The organism is Senegalimassilia anaerobia JC110, assembly GCF_000236865.1.
GTDB lineage: Bacteria > Actinomycetota > Coriobacteriia > Coriobacteriales > Eggerthellaceae > Senegalimassilia > Senegalimassilia anaerobia.
This window is the reverse complement of sequence record NZ_HE611015.1, coordinates 362,247-376,873: the sequence shown is the minus strand read 5'-3', so window position 1 is coordinate 376,873 and position 14,627 is coordinate 362,247. Positions and strand designations below refer to the sequence as shown.

Here is a 14,627-nt window from a genome sequence, read left to right as displayed (position 1 = left end):
ATATCGCGGCACTTCTCGGGGGGGGGCAAGGCGCGAGGATGCGCTTTGTCCTCGGCAATTGACGGTAAAAGTCGCGTCGTGTGGTGCGTTATAGGTCGAGCAGCTTATGGCGTAGCGCGTAATCGACGGCATCGGCGCGTGTTTTCAGATGAAGCTTCTTGTATATCTTGCTACGATGCGCCTCAACGGTTTTCACGGACAGGAACATCATCGTGCTGATCTCCTTGTTGGTGTGCCCGCGTGCTATCAGCTGCAAGATCTCCAGTTCGCGGCTGGACAGTTGTTGGATTGACGGATCGTTTGAACCGCCCGCCGCGTGTTTTGCCAACAGCTCGATCATGGTGGGGTGGATATAGCTGCCGCCGTTGGCAACGTCGTGCACGGCCTGGCGTAGTTGCTCAGGCGTTGAATTCTTCAGCACGTATCCTGCCGCCCCGCCCCGTAGCGTGTACAGCAGGTATTCCGGTTCTGCGAACATGGTGAGGATAACAACTTTGGTATCTGGGAAATCCTTTGCCGTCTTCTCGCACGCGATAAGCCCGCTTTGCCCGGGCGGCATGGATATATCCAACAGCAGCACGTCTGGTTTGTAGCGGGCTACCAGGGAATATGCCTCCGTTCCCTCAGCGGCTTCGGCCACAACCTCGATATCGGGATCGGCGTCGAGCAGCATTTTTATGCCGGTTCGTACCACGACATGGTCATCGGCGAGCACTACGCTAATCATCGTGTATCACCCTCCTCGCTCGAACGCATGGGCGTGACCAAGGTGACGCGCGTGCCGTGTTCGTTTGATTCAACGGAAAGCGTGGCACCTACCTGGTTGGCGCGCTCTTGCATGCCGAGCAACCCGCAGCCTGTGCCTTTGATGGCGGGATGCGCCACGTCGAAGCCGCAGCCTTCATCGACTATGCTGATGTGAAGCCAGTTGCCGGCAGTCTCAACGCTCACGGTCACGACATCCGATCCGGAGTACTTGCAGGCGTTCGTCATGGCTTCCTGGCACATGCGATAGGCTTGCGTTTCCAATGCGCGATCGAAGCGGGGCAGGGAGAGCTGGCCTTCGAAGCGGATGGCGGAGCCATAGGTTTTCTCTAGCAGCAAGGCCTGGCTGCGCAAAGCGGGCACGAACCCCAAATGATCAAGCGAGCTGGGGCGCAGCATCACGGAAATGTTGTGCAGCTCATCGAGCACGCCGTTGATGCCGCCGCGCGCCTCTTCCAGGATGTCAGCGCCTTCTGCGTCGACGTGGTCCGTAAGGCGCTGCAACGTGAACGTGACGGTCAGAAGCTCCTGCGCTACGCCGTCGTGCAGCTCGCGTGAAATGCGCCGCCGCTCTTCTTCTTGCGCGCCTATGGCGCGAGCCAGGTCGCCGCGCAACAGCTTCGGCGCGCCTGTTTCGTCGGTATCGCGCACGCCGGCGAACGAGGTATCGCCTGAGATGTCGACAAGCGTGGTTTCGCTTCGGTCGCCGGTTTCCCCAAGCCCCATGAACCCTTCGGATACCACTTCGAGCCCGCAAAACACCCCACGCAGCTCATCGGCTATAAGTGCACGGAACGTTTTCGCATGCGATGGATCGACGATGCGGAAAGCGCATAGCAGCACGGCTACCACATGGTCTGCGCGTTTGAGGGGCAAAGCGCAAAAGCTGCGCAGGTCCTCGGCGAAGACGATGGGGTAAGACGAGTATTCACGGGGGTCCATTTCCGAGTCGATGTCGGTGAACAGCATGGGTTTGCCGGTTTTCAGCACGATGCCGCCGATGCCGTGCCCGGGCGCTAGCGAGATGCGACGGTGTCGATTGCTGGTTTCGCCTGCGCTGTAGAGCCATGTAAGCGGCGCACCTGGAAATGCGGTGATGCCCATCGACACGAAGTCGAAGCGGAAGCGCTTACGCAGTGCGTCGACCGCTTGCTGGAACGCGGCGTTCTTGCCTGAGATCGTTGCCTGGTCGAAGTTCGATGCCCCCATGATGTCCCCTTCCATGACCAAAAGCATCTTAAACGCTTCTGCGCCTTTCGCGCAGAGGCAACCAAATAACAATAGCAGGTTGGAAGCGGCATCGACGAAATCATAGGGTTTTGCCCGTCTGTTTGGGGGAGGGTTCGCTACTGCGCGCGCATCAAGCGCGTGGGTATGCGCGATGCGTGTACCGTTGGATGCGGAGAGAAGCGCCTGCAAGAAGGGAGGAAGATGGAGATGATGAAGGCAAAAGGGAGCAAGGCGATCGTTTGGACTACCGCTTTGTGCGCATTCGGCCTGGTAGTTGGTCTTTCGGCTTGTGCGCCGAATGCCGACAAGGCAGGACGTGCCGATCAGAAGGTAACCGACAAGCCGGTCGCGCAACAAGTCGAGCAGACGCCCGATGCCGATGAGTATGGCGTGGTGCATGCTGATCAATGGGCCGGCGATTATCCATATCAGTATCGAACCTATAAGCAAAACGACGCTAACGGCACCGAGGGCAAGCACGATTACCTGCAGCTGTATCCTGCGCTGAACACCATGTACAAGGGATATGCCTTTGCGCTTGGCTACGATGAGGCGCATGGCCATACGCACGCGCTCGATTCGGTGAAGGAAACGCCGCGTACGCAGAAAAAGGAGCAGCGCGCCAACTGCATCTCGTGCAAGACCCCGCAATATACCGCGTTGGTGAATGCGGAGGGCGATACGGCATATCAAGGCAAATTCAACGACATGATCGATCAGTTCGACGAGCCCATCAGCTGCTATAACTGCCATGAGAACGACCCCACCCAATTGGTCGTGGGCAACAAGTTCTTCGTGAGGGCGCTCGGCGACGACGTGGACAACGAGAAGAAGGCGCCGTTGGCCAGCCAAACGTGCGGCCAGTGCCACAACGAGTATTATTTCGATCCGACCACGAAGGCGACGACGAACCCTTACACCGGCACCGACCAGATGACGCCCGATGCCATCCTCGCCTATTACGATGACATGAACTTCTCCGACTGGAATCATGCCGACACTATGGCGCCGATGATCAAGGTGCAGCATCCGGAGTTCGAAACCATCTACGGCGGGAAATCCACCACCATGGCGCGCATCGGATACACCTGCTCAGATTGCCATATGGGCACCGAAGTAGCCGAGGACGGCACTGCATACACGTCTCATGATTGGATCAGCCCGCTTGAGAACGAGGATATGCTGGCAAACGACTGCAACAACTGCCATGCCGACCTGAAGAGCGAGGTTGCGGCTACGCAGGCTAAGGAAGAGCAGCGCGTCACCTCGATCAGCGAGAAGATCGAGGATATGACGAACAAGATCGCCGACAAGTACGCTGACGAGATCGCCGCGATCAAAGCCGCCAAGGACGCCGGCGGCAAGCAGGCTCCTTCCGATGAGCTTGCCGCCCTGTGGAAACTGCAGCGCAACGCGCAGTTCTACTGGGATTTCGTGATGGTCGAGAACAGCGAGGGCGCTCACAACCCCGATTTGACGTTCGAAACCCTGGACAAGGCCGAAGCGGCGGCCGACCAGGCATTGTCCATGCTTGGATAAAGCGTAGGCGGCATTCTCTCCGAAGCTCCCGAGCAAAAGCGCGCTGCGCGCTCGGGGGTAACCGCTAGCGCATTCCGATTCTTTTCCGGAAAGGGGGTTCAAACATATGAGCGAGCAAAACGGAACCGGCAAGTCTCGCGGGAAAAGCCGCAAATGGCCGATTACCGTAGCTGTGGTGGCGGTGGTTGCGGCAGTTGCCGGCGGTGGCTTTTGGGTTTGGCATGAGCAGCCCAGCTTTTGCAACGCCATTTGCCATACGCCCATGGATCCATATCTTGCCGCGTTCGAGCAGGAGCCGGGCGTGCGGGGCGTTGACAAGTGGGGGAATACGGTGGAGAACACCGATTCCATGTTGGCCGTGGTGCATGCGGTGCCGAAAGAGGAAGGCGGTGCTGATGCGAACTGCCTGAGCTGCCACAAACCCACCATGTCGCAGCAGCTGACCGAGGTAAGCGAGTGGGCCACTGGCAACATGCCGCTGTACGCCAACGAAACCTATGGGTTGGTGCTTGGGGAGCGCGATACCGAACAGCTCGGCGAGTGGCTGAGCCAGGACGGCGATGCGTTCTGCTTGAACTCGGCGTGCCATAACATCACGCGCCAGGACCTGGTGAAGGCGACGGCGCAGTACGGCGAGCGCAACCCGCATATGGCCATGCATGGGCAGCAGCTTGACTGCGGAGATTGCCATAAGGCGCATCGTGCGTCGGTGAACGCGTGCAGCCGATGCCATGATGATGCGCCCATCCCTGATGGGTGGTTGACGTACGATCAAGCTCAAGAAGTGGCGAACCGCGCATAATCGCGCATTCGTAAAAAAGGGGCGTTGGCTCAAGCCAACGCCCCTTTTCGTTTTGGCGCCAGCCGTTTCGCTTTTGACGGAGCGGGAGCGCGCATGGGATTCAAGGCGGGTTTTCGCTTAGATATGCAGTCGAGGCCCGTGCGGCGGATCTAATCGCGAACGATATCGCCACGGTGGGAAAGCCCGCGCGTCACTGCTTCAAGGGCCGCAGCTGCGCGAGGGTGCTCAAGCGCTCGGCCTCCTCGCGTTGCTGCAGGTCGGCCATCACCACATGGCCGGCCATGGCGATATCGCGGCACTTCTCGGGGGCAAGGCGGCTCCATAGGTATTGCGTTGCGATGCGGTCCACGCTCGCGAGCACAACATCCTGCATATGGCGCCCCTCGTCGGTGCAGGCCACGTACACCGCCTTGTGATCGTCGGGCGCGCTCATGCGCTCGACCCAGCCGCGCTCTGCAAGTCGGTCGGTTGCACGTACGGCGGTGGCGCTTGTGAGCTTCAGCTGCCGCGCCAGGTCAACGATGCGCATGGGGTAGCCCACCTCGCCCAGGCGCTGCAGCACGCGACATTCGCTGAAGGTGGCCCCGTCGCATGACTCCTCCAAGGCTTTCTCTATGCGCTTGCGCAGCACCTCGAAGGAGGCCAGCGCGCGGGAGGCGAAGAATTTGCGCGACATCTCGCGGGACAGCGGCGGCTCGATGGTGGCTCCCGCCATGACGGCGGCCTCGCAGATTGCGCGGAACGGCGCGGTTTGGGTAGGGAAGATGCGGTAGAGCTGGGCTATGATGGCGGGGTTGGCCTGCTCGATGTGCTTGATGCCGGCTTCGAGCACGCGCACGCGGCTCCCTCGTTTCCCGGGCGTATGGATGCGCTCGACGAAGCCGGCATCCTCCAGCGTGTTGACCGCATGGGTGATCACGTTGGGCTTCAGGTCCAATATGATGCCCAGATTTTTCTGCCCGATGGGCTCGGGCTCGGCGGCGGCAAGCTTCACGAGCACGCGATATTGCGTGCAGTTCAGGCAGCTTGCTTCGCGAAGGCCTTCCTTCAGGCCCTCATGGGCAAGCTCGAACGCCACGAAAAACGTTGAATCCAGAAGATATTTCCCGGGTTTGCGGTATTCGGTGGAGGTATCGCTCATGACGGCCTTTCGTGTCATCAAATCGTTGCACTGGTGAACCATGATACTTCTTTCTCCCCGTCTGTGGCTTATTCGTTTCATGTCCGCGTCAACCTTTCCACAATTCGGGGCCATGATGCTCGCGCGCCGCCGAGTTTGCCGCCCTGCGCCGCGCGACCCTCTGACGCGGTATACTGGCGACATGCCTGAAACCTAAGGTCGGGAGGGTAGCCATGAACATCGTTCACCGCGAGGACCAGCAACTGCGCGAGCATGCGCTCTTGAGCGCGGATGCGGCCAAGTCCGACGAATCCGAGGGCCGCGCGCGTTCGGGCGAGCCGGATTTCCTGCGAACCGAATTCCAACGTGACCGGGATAAGATCCTGCATTGCAAGAGCTTCCGCCGCCTGTCGCACAAAACCCAGGTGTTCCTGGCCGCCGAAGGCGATCATTTCCGCACGCGGCTTACCCATACCCTTGAGGTTGCGCAGATAGCGCGCACCATAGCCCGCGCGCTCGGGCTCAACGAGGATCTGGCGGAGGCCATCTCGCTCGGCCATGACCTGGGGCACACCCCCTTCGGCCATACGGGCGAGGCCGCCTTGGCGGGATGCCTGGCCCGCCACCGCGGCATCGATGTGGCGTCTGCCCAGGTAGCCGCCCAGTATCGGCATAACGAGCAGAGCCTGCGCGTGGTGGAGCGCATCGAGAACGACGGGCGGGGGCTCAACCTCACCGCCGAGGTGCGCGACGGCATCCTGCACCACACCGGCGCCATCCGCGCGGAAACGCTTGAGGGCCGCATCGTGGCCACCGCCGACCGCATCGCCTACGTCAACCACGACATCGACGACGCCATCCGCGCCGGCCTGCTCACCGAGGACGCGCTGCCGGCAAGCACGCACGAGGTGCTCGGCCCTGACCATTCCAGCCGCATCGAGCTTCTGGTGCGCGATATGGTGCAAACTTCGGCGGCCCTCGACGACATCGCGCTATCGGAGCCGGTGTGGGACGCCATGAGCGAGCTGCGCAGCTTCCTGTTCGCCAACGTTTACACTGCGCCGCAGGTGCTTGCGGAGGTCAACAAGGCCAAGTACTTGGTCTCGCAGCTGTTCGACTACTATGTGGACAATATCGAAGAGGTTCCCGAGGAATACCGCGCCATCGCCGAGGGCGACCGCCTGCAGGCCGTCACCGACTACATCGCCGGCATGACCGACCGGTATGCCACGGCTACCTTCAAGCGCCTGTTCGTGCCGCGGGATTTCATGAGGTAGCGCTACGGCGCATAGCGGGGGAGGCAGGGCTTGGGCGCCGCGTCCCGTTTGCATGAGGTTCGTGAGGCCGGCTGCTCGAGTCCTCGCAGGAGACGGCGCGCCGCTCGCTGGGTTTGCCGACCCCTCTCGCGCGGGAAAAGCAAGCCCTGTTTTCCTGATTCCGTTAGGGCTATAATCATGCGGCTATGATACAGAGAAGCGACATACAACCGGCGGTGCACGCGGCCATCCCCATCATGCTGGGCTACGTGGCCATCGGCATCCCCTGCGGCATATTGGAAGACTCCATCGGCATGAACGCCTTGCAGGTGTTCTTCCTTTCGTGCATGTTCTATTCCGGAGCGGGCCAGTTCATGATCCCCAACATGTGGCTGGCGGGAAGCCCCCTGGCCTCCATCATCGCCAGCGTGTCGCTCGTGAACACGCGTCAGATGCTGTATTCGGCGTCTTTCGCGCCCATGTGCGCCAATGAGCGCAAACGGCTTTCGTTTTTGTTCTCCGCCACGGTCACCGACGAAAGCTTCGGCGTGAACATGGCGAACTTCGCCACGGGAACGTGGAACGTGCCGCGCGCCACCATCGTCAACATCTGCTCGTGCACCTCCTGGACGCTGTCCAACGTGGCAGGCGTCCTCATCGGAGGCGCGCTCGGCATCCCGCTCGCCATTGCCAGCTTCGCTATGACCAGCATCTTCATCTGCCTGCTGGTCACGCAGAAGATCACGTTCGAGAACGTGATCGCCGCCGTGGTGGCCATCGTGGGCGTGTTCACGTGCAAGGCCGTGGGCCTGGCCGGCCCCGCCATCCTGGTCGGCGCCATCTTGGGCGTGGTCGCCGCCATGCTCGTCTCGCAAGTGCGCCGTCAGCGCAGGGCCGAGGACGCCGCGCTCGAGGAGAGGGTCGCGAAGGCCGCCGGGAAAGAGGATGATGCGCGATGAGCATGCACGACTTCTTCATCGTCTTCGCCACGTGCCTGGTCACCATGCTGCTGTGCCGTTGCCTGCCGCTGTTCGTGCTGAAGGGCCGCCAGCTGCCCGAGGGCCTGGCTCGCGCGCTCGGGTTCATCCCGCCGGCGGCGTTCGCCGCGCTTGTGGCCAACGACCTGCTCTCGCCCGGCATGTTCGACGCGGGCGTGTGGCCCGCCGCCATGCCGCTTGTCGCCGCAGCGGTGGTGGTCGTGGTCGCGCGCAAGACCAAGTCGCTGTTGTGGTGCGCCCTTGCCGGTTGCGCCAGCTATGCGCTGCTGGCGTTCTGCTTCGCCCCGGGCGTAGCGTAAGGCAGGGCATTCCCGGTTTGCCGGGTGGGCGCCTGTTTCCCTCCGCGGCGCTTTTCCTCTTTCGGATGGCGTCTCTTTTCTAGTAGGGCGCGCTCCGACTTCTGCCATAAGCGTCGGTCGGTTCGATGGCAAAATCGAAGCGTTCGGATGAGCTTGCGAATCAACTGAGAAGCCGCTCCTTGACCTCGGTTGCGGAAATTAGTTGGCAAAACGCCCTTGTTTTGCCTGGTTTGATATAATCCCCCATCGTATATGTGCTAATGGGGACCGTAAGCGTTCGCACTGGCGAAGCGGCCGAAGCGCCGATCGAAGGAAAGAATGGGGACATTATGAGCGAACTGCTTTCGCAGCTGATCACGCCTGAGATCCAAGCGGCGTTTTCCGTCGTGGTCGTGCTGCTTGCCATCTTGTACATCCTGTCCATCGTGTGGGTTGCCCGCGATGCGTATATGCGCGGCACCTATTGGTATGTGTGGGGCCTCGTCGCCCTCGTCCCGCTCGTCGGCGTCGTGGCGTACTGCCTGCTGCGTCCGCCCCTGTTGCAGATCGACCGTGACGAGCAGGAGCTCGAGGTGGCCCTCAAGCAGCGCCAGCTCATGCACTACGGCGAATGCGCCAACTGCGGTTACCCCGTTGAGTCGGATTACGTCCTGTGCCCGAACTGCCATCAGCGCCTGAAGAACCTGTGCGGCCATTGCGGCCATGCCCTTGAGCCGGCATGGACGGTGTGCCCGTACTGCGCAAGCCCGGTCAGCGGTCAGCGTCAGGCGGTTCGCCGCGCCCCGCAGCCTCAGGCCGCCCCGCGTCAGCAGCGCCCGCAGCGACCGGCGCGTCCCGAGGAATAGGCCAAACCCTTGTCGTACGCACGAGCCGTCCGATCGGACGGCTCGTTTTGCTTTTCGGAGCGCAAGCTCGCTGCTTTTGCGGGCTTGCCGTGGATGCCGCGCAGGCGGCGCGTGAAACTCCTATGCATGCGGCGGGCCTTCATTAGGGATTCGCCGGTCTATGCGCTAGCATGGAGCGCGTCTGCATGCTATCTTTCTATAATCCCGTAAAACCGATGCGCAGGCGGTATGCACCTGCCCGGCTGAAGAAAGGAACGTATCATGGAAATCGTTTTGCCCGACGGCTCGAAGAAAACGCTGGACGCCGGGGCAACCGTCGCCGACGTGGCGGCTTCCATCGGCGCGGGCCTTGCGAAGGCCGCGCTTGCCGGTAAGATCGACGGCAAGCTCGTCGACCTGACCACCCCCGTCCACGATGGCGCCGCCGTCGAGATCATCACGGCGAAAAGCCCCGAGGCGCTGCATATCCTGCGCCATTCCTGCGCTCATATCATGGCCGAGGCCGTGCAGGAGCTGTTCCCCGGCACGCAGATCGCCTTCGGCCCTGCAACCGATGACGGCTACTTCTACGACTTCCTGCTGCCCGAGAACATCTCCTCCGACGACTTCGATGCCATCGAGAAGAAGATGCAGCAGATCATCAAGGCCAACGAGCCCTTCGTCCGCGAGGTGGTCACCGTCGACCAGGCGAAGCAGATCTTCGCCGACCAGCGCTTCAAGCTCGAGCATATCGACGACCTCACCGACGAGCAGATTACCATCTATCGTCACGGCTCCTTCGTCGACCTGTGCTCCGGCCCGCACATCCCGTCTGCCGGCAAGATCGGCGCCATCAAGCTCATGAAGCTGGCAGGCGCCTATTGGCGTGCCGACGCAAGCCGCGAGCAGCTGCAACGCCTTTACGGCACGGCGTTCTTCAAGAAGGCCGAGCTTGACGAGTACCTGCACAATCTCGAAGAGGCCGAGAAGCGCGACCACCGCAAGATCGGCCGCGAGATGGACCTGTTCATGATGCGCGAGGAGGCTCCGGGCTTCCCGTTCTTCCTGCCCAACGGCATGGTGCTCAAGAACACGCTGCTCGATTACTGGCGCGAGATCCATCGCAAGGCCGGCTATGTCGAGATCTCCACGCCCATGATCATGAACAAGCAGCTGTGGATGACCTCGGGCCACTGGGACCACTACAAGGACAACATGTACTCCACCGTCATCGATGACGAAGAGTATTGCATTAAGCCGATGAACTGCCCCGGCGGCGTGCTCGTGTACGCTTCCCAGCCGCGCAGCTATCGCGACCTGCCCATCCGCGCCGGCGAGATCGGCACGGTGCATCGCCACGAGATGCGCGGCGCTCTGCACGGCCTGTTCCGTGTGCGCTGCTTCAACCAGGACGATGCGCACCTGTTCGTGCGCCCCGACCAGCTCACCGACGAGATCGTGGGTGTCGTGCGCCTTATCGACTCGGTGTACCAGCAGTTCGGCTTCAAGTACCATGTGGAGCTTTCCACCCGACCCGACGACTCCATGGGCTCCGATGAGGACTGGGAGGCCGCGGAGAACGGCCTGAAGACGGCTCTGGCGGAGCTTGGCATGGATTACGAGCTCAACGAGGGCGACGGCGCCTTCTACGGCCCGAAGATCGACTTCCACCTGGAGGATTCGCTCGGTCGTACGTGGCAGTGCGGCACCGTGCAGCTGGACTTCCAGATGCCGCTGAACTTCGGCCTGGAGTTCGTGGACCACGATGGCTCGAAGAAGCGCCCCATCATGCTGCATCGCGTATGCTTCGGCTCCGTCGAGCGCTTCATCGGCATCCTCATCGAGCACTATGCGGGCAAGTTCCCCGTGTGGCTGGCTCCCACGCAGGTCAAGGTCCTGTGCGTGTCCGAGAAGTCCCGCGATTACGCGCATCAGGTCGCGGCGCAGCTTGAGGACGCGGGCATCCGCGTGGCCGTTGACGATCGCGACGCGAAGATCGGCTACAAGATCCGTGAGGCCCGCAGCATCGACCGCGTGCCCTATATGATCGTCGTCGGCGAGAAGGAGGCCGAGGAGGGCAACATTGCCGTGCGCGACCGCTCCAACGAGACGCATCCGTTCGAGACGGCCGACTTCATCGCGAAGGTGTGCGAGGAGATTCGCACCCGCGCGTAATGCGTCATAGCGGCAGCACCGTCTGCCCAGCATGTTAGATCGCAGCCCCGCAAGGTTTGCTTTGCGGGGCTGTTCAGGTATATGGCGCGGAAGCCGTTTCGCGCACGAAAGGGGAGGGCATGCGCTCGGCTGCTTCCAGATTGCATAAAGGGTTCTCGTTTGCGAATCGCTTTCGGGAGTGCAGCGATTGGATTTGCTGCGATGGCGCCGCATGGGCCGGACGCTGGGCTGCGTGGGCCCCTGGCGGGGCGGTTCGCGATCGGCTGTTCTCTCATGTGGTGCTGGATTTGGGCTGTGGCAAGGGCGAGTACACCGTGGCCTGTGCGAAGATGCGCCCCGATGTGCTGTTCATCGGCTTCGACGTGGATGCAGTGTGCACGCTTCGCGCTGCCGAGGCGGCCGCAGCTGCCGGCGTGGACAACGCGGTGTTTTTGATGGATGGCGTGCCGTCGTTTGGCGATGAGGTCGAAGCGGGGATTGCCGATGAAGGGGTTGTCGCCGGCGACGCCAAGGACCCCCAGCGAGGTGAGGCTATCGCGCCGGTCGATCGCCAGCACGATGACGCATCGGGCGCCTGCGATGCGCGGGGTGGCGCACGGGCGTCTGCCAAGCGCGTCGATCAGGCGCACGCTTCCCGTGCGTCCGAGGGCAAGGCCGCTCGTTCGGGCGCGCCCGCCGAGATCGACCTGTCGACCGTGTTCGCCGTCGGAGAGCTTTCGGCGCTGCTCATGAACTTCCCCACGCCGTACCCGAAAAAGAAGAAGGCGCATCTGCGTCTGACGTACTTCGATCGTTTGATGGGGTATCGGCCGCTACTCGGGCAGGACGCAGGCATCCGCTTGCGCACTGACAGCCAGCCGTTGCGCGATTTCACCCTCACGCAGCTTGAGTTGGCGGGCTATGAGGTCACCTGGCGAAGCGATGACGTCCGGTCCGAGTTCCCAGATGAGCCCTGGAGCGCCTACGAACGCAAGCTTACCGAGCAGGGTGCCTGCGCGTTCGGCATCGCGGCGTGCCCCGGACCCGCGCCTGAGCACGTGGAGCAAACGGCGCCGCTGTCGCTCGTCAGCTATCTGCCTGACAATCTCGATCAGCTCGAGTACGTCCCGCACGGCATGCAGGGCTGCGTGGAGAACCTGCGCAACCGCAACGCCCGCGAGCGCGCCCGCGGCAAGCAGGAGTTCCGCCCGCCGGTGATCTAACGCGCAGCCATCTGCGGCACCCGATGCGCTTAGGCCACCAGCCCTTCGTCAAGCGTAGCCGATGTCGGGTATCGGACGGTTTGGGGACGTTGCGTTAAGTGTCTGATTCGGACACTTAACGCTACGTCCCCAAACCGTCCGCCCGAACCGTCCGATGGCGCCCCAAGTCTTCTTGCGTGAACCTGTGCGATGGTTCTAGGCAGCGATGGTCCTGCCCGCCGTCTTGCGGGTTTGCGCATTCGCGGTTTGGGATGGGGCTTCGAAACCTGGCATCGCGGCAAGCGTGGTAGCATCATTTCGCAAAGTAACTTCGCGGGAAGGGGAAGGGCAGTGTCCCAAAGCGAGATTCGCACGTATGGCCAGGCTATGCGGCAGGCGAACAAGGAGGCGCGCGCCACGGTGGCGGCGCTTGCGTGCATCATCGTCGTGTGGCTTGTGGGCGGTTTCGGCCTGGCGGGCACCGATATCTGGGTGTTCCATATGCCGTTGTGGGTGATCGGCGGTTGCGTGGCGCCGTGGATCGCGGCGGTTGTGGCCGCGGTGGTGCTCAGCCGCCGTGTGTTCGCCGACTTCGATCTTGATGAGGTAGCGGGCAGCTGTCCTGCCGGCAGCGCCGATGTGCCTGGTGGAGCCCGTGGCGCTGATACCGCTGCATGCAATGGGGCCGCAGCCGAACGCGATGCGGCTGGCGGCAACGTCGACGATGCGGCCAAGGACGGTGAGTAGCAATGGGCAACTTCGTGGCGCTTATCCCGCTTGTCCTGTTCCTGGCCGTGGCGCTCGGCATCAGCTTCGTCGCACGGCGGCGCAGCGCAGGCGAAGGCGGCTTCGTCAAGGAATACTTCATCGGCAACCGCACGCTCGGCGGCTTCGTGCTCGCCATGACCACCATCGCCACGTACGGCTCGGTCAGCAGCTTCGTGGGCGGTCCCGGGCAGGCGTGGATGATCGGCTGGGGCTGGGTCTACATGGCCGTCGTGCAGGTCACGGCGCTCGTGCTGCTCTACGGCATCATGGGCAAGAAACTGGCGCTTGTGGCGCGCAAGCTCGACGCGGTCACCGTCATCGACGTCGTGCGCGCTCGTTATGGCTCCAACGCCCTTGCCAACATCAGCGCCGTCATCGTGGTGTTGTTCTTCGCCGCCACCATGGTCGCCCAGTTCGTGGGCGGCGCGAAGCTCTTCGAGGCGGTCACTGGTTATTCATACATGGTCGGCCTCGTGCTCTTCGGCGCGGCGGTCATCCTGTTCACCACCATCGGCGGTTTCCGCGGCGTGGCGTTTACCGACGCGCTGTGCGGCATCATCATGCTCGTGGGCATCGCCGTGCTCGCTGCCGGCATTCTGACCGCAGGCGGCGGGTATGAGAACATCATGGACACCATCAAGGCGAACCATCCCGCCATGCTCGAACCTTTCAGCGGCGGGGCCATGCCGGGCACGCTGTACTTCACGCAGTGGCTGCTCGTGGGCGTGTTCACCTTCGTTCTGCCGCAATCCATGGTGCGCTGCATGGGCTTCAAGGACACGAAGGCCCTTCACGGCGCCATGATCACCGGCACCGTGATCATCGGCCTTATGATGATCGGCGTTACGGCGCTCGGCGTGCTGTCGGCCGGCGTGTTGACGGGCAGCCTTGCCGATTACGGTTCAAGCGTGGATAACATCATCCCGCGCGCCATCGCGCAGACGCTGCCGTCCTGGGCGGCGGGTGTGGCCATCATCGGCCCTATCGCGGCTTCCATCTCCACGGTGTCGTCGCTGTTGATCGCTTCGTCTTCGGCCATCATCAAGGATGTGTACCTGCACAGCTGCGAGGCTCGCGGCGTGCAGCCTTCCGAGCGCGGCATCTCCCGCGGCTCGCAGGCGGTCACGCTGTGCGTCGGCGCCATCGTATTCGCCTTGGCCGTGGTGCCGCCCGACGTCATCTGGAAGATCAACATGTTCGCCTTCGGCGGCTTGGAGACGGCGTTTTTCTGGGTGATGGTGTGCGGCCTGTTCTGGAAGCGCGCCGGCAAGCTGGGCGCCTTGCTGTCCATGGTCGGCGGCACGGCGGCGTATTGCGCGTGCATGGCGCTCGGGTTCAAGGTGATGGGGCTGCATCAGATCGTCGTCGGCATCACCGTGGCGGGCGTGCTCATGGTGGTGGGCAGCCTTATCGAGAAACGTCCGCAAGCCGAACGGCAGCGCATCGACCAGGTGTTCTTCCCGGAATAGCTTGACAAGCGCCTAGCGGCGCTAAGGGCGCCGAACCACGAACGCCTCCCGCATCCCCGGTATCGCGCTCGCCAGGGAGGCGGGAGGCGTTTTGCTGCATGGTTCAGGCCGCTCGGATCGGTTTGCGGCCTTACGATTTGGCCGGACGCCGACGCCGCAGACACCGCAGGCGCCGGCGACACCGCCGCAGGCGCCTGCGGT

At 62.5% G+C, this 14,627-nt stretch carries 13 protein-coding genes; 10 read left to right on the top strand and 3 right to left on the bottom strand.

Annotated elements, in window-relative coordinates; all coding sequences use genetic code 11:
- Nucleotides 1–88: 88 nt before the first annotated feature.
- Together SFHG_RS04940 and SFHG_RS04935 are read right to left on the bottom strand one after the other, a co-directional pair.
- Complete coding sequence (locus SFHG_RS04940; protein ID WP_081468942.1) at nt 89–727, bottom strand: response regulator transcription factor; 639 nt, start codon at nt 725–727, stop codon at nt 89–91.
- On the bottom strand, nt 724–1,974 hold the full coding sequence (locus SFHG_RS04935) for a GAF domain-containing sensor histidine kinase (RefSeq protein ID WP_042435232.1): 1,251 nt from the start codon (nt 1,972–1,974) through the stop codon (nt 724–726). The genes SFHG_RS04940 and SFHG_RS04935 overlap by 4 nt, the downstream gene beginning before the upstream one ends.
- A gap of 222 nt (nt 1,975–2,196) precedes the next feature.
- Here SFHG_RS04935 and SFHG_RS04930 point away from each other — a divergent pair, with 222 nt between their 5' ends.
- Both SFHG_RS04930 and SFHG_RS04925 read left to right on the top strand, forming a co-directional pair.
- The gene (locus SFHG_RS04930; RefSeq protein ID WP_202898098.1) at nt 2,197–3,534 is read left to right on the top strand and encodes an ammonia-forming cytochrome c nitrite reductase subunit c552; all 1,338 of its coding nucleotides are present in this window, start codon (nt 2,197–2,199) and stop codon (nt 3,532–3,534) included.
- Between the two features lie 106 nt (nt 3,535–3,640).
- On the top strand, nt 3,641–4,336 hold the full coding sequence (locus SFHG_RS04925; RefSeq protein ID WP_042434463.1) for a cytochrome c3 family protein: 696 nt from the start codon (nt 3,641–3,643) through the stop codon (nt 4,334–4,336).
- Between the two features lie 190 nt (nt 4,337–4,526).
- Here the strand turns inward: SFHG_RS04925 and SFHG_RS04920 are convergent, their stop codons facing one another.
- Complete coding sequence (locus SFHG_RS04920; protein WP_202898097.1) at nt 4,527–5,519, bottom strand: MarR family transcriptional regulator; 993 nt, start codon at nt 5,517–5,519, stop codon at nt 4,527–4,529.
- Nucleotides 5,520–5,689: 170 nt separating this feature from the next.
- On the opposite strand from SFHG_RS04920, the gene SFHG_RS04915 reads away from it, so the two are divergent.
- The 8 genes from SFHG_RS04915 to panF all read left to right on the top strand — a co-directional run bounded on the left by SFHG_RS04915 (nt 5,690) and on the right by panF (nt 14,426).
- Entirely contained in the window at nt 5,690–6,733 is a 1,044-nt protein-coding gene (locus tag SFHG_RS04915; protein ID WP_042434461.1) for a deoxyguanosinetriphosphate triphosphohydrolase, read from the top strand.
- A gap of 185 nt (nt 6,734–6,918) precedes the next feature.
- Nucleotides 6,919–7,671: an AzlC family ABC transporter permease gene (locus tag SFHG_RS04910; RefSeq protein WP_081468941.1), complete on the top strand. Its 753-nt coding sequence runs from the start codon at nt 6,919–6,921 to the stop codon at nt 7,669–7,671.
- Nucleotides 7,668–8,009: an AzlD domain-containing protein gene (locus SFHG_RS04905; RefSeq protein ID WP_042434458.1), complete on the top strand. Its 342-nt coding sequence runs from the start codon at nt 7,668–7,670 to the stop codon at nt 8,007–8,009. Before SFHG_RS04910 ends, SFHG_RS04905 begins: the two co-directional genes overlap by 4 nt.
- 329 nt (nt 8,010–8,338) lie before the next feature.
- Nucleotides 8,339–8,854 carry a zinc ribbon domain-containing protein gene (locus SFHG_RS04900; RefSeq protein ID WP_042434456.1) on the top strand — a complete coding sequence of 172 codons (516 nt, stop codon included), beginning with the start codon at nt 8,339–8,341 and terminating at the stop codon, nt 8,852–8,854.
- A 261-nt stretch (nt 8,855–9,115) separates the two neighbouring features.
- Entirely contained in the window at nt 9,116–11,008 is a 1,893-nt protein-coding gene (gene thrS / locus SFHG_RS04895) for a threonine--tRNA ligase (protein ID WP_081468940.1), read from the top strand.
- Between the two features lie 119 nt (nt 11,009–11,127).
- Nucleotides 11,128–12,210, top strand: coding sequence for a methyltransferase domain-containing protein (locus SFHG_RS10095; protein WP_052297809.1), 1,083 nt, complete (start codon nt 11,128–11,130; stop codon nt 12,208–12,210).
- Between the two features lie 330 nt (nt 12,211–12,540).
- Nucleotides 12,541–12,936 (top strand): YhdT family protein, encoded by a 396-nt coding sequence (locus SFHG_RS10400; protein ID WP_081468939.1) that lies wholly within the window; start codon nt 12,541–12,543, stop codon nt 12,934–12,936.
- A gap of 2 nt (nt 12,937–12,938) precedes the next feature.
- Complete coding sequence (gene panF / locus SFHG_RS04875; RefSeq protein WP_042434453.1) at nt 12,939–14,426, top strand: sodium/pantothenate symporter; 1,488 nt, start codon at nt 12,939–12,941, stop codon at nt 14,424–14,426.
- Nucleotides 14,427–14,627 lie beyond the last annotated feature (201 nt).

Bases quoted from the DNA above. Each gene is read 5' to 3' on its own strand.
- SFHG_RS04940 (WP_081468942.1), bottom strand. From the start codon at position 727: ATGATTAGCGTAGTGCTCGCCGATGACCATGTCGTGGTACGAACCGGC.
- SFHG_RS04935 (WP_042435232.1), bottom strand. From the start codon at position 1,974: ATGGGGGCATCGAACTTCGACCAGGCAACGATCTCAGGCAAGAACGCC.
- SFHG_RS04930 (WP_202898098.1), top strand. From the start codon at position 2,197: ATGGAGATGATGAAGGCAAAAGGGAGCAAGGCGATCGTTTGGACTACC.
- SFHG_RS04925 (WP_042434463.1), top strand. From the start codon at position 3,641: ATGAGCGAGCAAAACGGAACCGGCAAGTCTCGCGGGAAAAGCCGCAAA.
- SFHG_RS04920 (WP_202898097.1), bottom strand. From the start codon at position 5,519: ATGGTTCACCAGTGCAACGATTTGATGACACGAAAGGCCGTCATGAGC.
- SFHG_RS04915 (WP_042434461.1), top strand. From the start codon at position 5,690: ATGAACATCGTTCACCGCGAGGACCAGCAACTGCGCGAGCATGCGCTC.
- SFHG_RS04910 (WP_081468941.1), top strand. From the start codon at position 6,919: ATGATACAGAGAAGCGACATACAACCGGCGGTGCACGCGGCCATCCCC.
- SFHG_RS04905 (WP_042434458.1), top strand. From the start codon at position 7,668: ATGAGCATGCACGACTTCTTCATCGTCTTCGCCACGTGCCTGGTCACC.
- SFHG_RS04900 (WP_042434456.1), top strand. From the start codon at position 8,339: ATGAGCGAACTGCTTTCGCAGCTGATCACGCCTGAGATCCAAGCGGCG.
- thrS (WP_081468940.1), top strand. From the start codon at position 9,116: ATGGAAATCGTTTTGCCCGACGGCTCGAAGAAAACGCTGGACGCCGGG.
- SFHG_RS10095 (WP_052297809.1), top strand. From the start codon at position 11,128: ATGCGCTCGGCTGCTTCCAGATTGCATAAAGGGTTCTCGTTTGCGAAT.
- panF (WP_042434453.1), top strand. From the start codon at position 12,939: ATGGGCAACTTCGTGGCGCTTATCCCGCTTGTCCTGTTCCTGGCCGTG.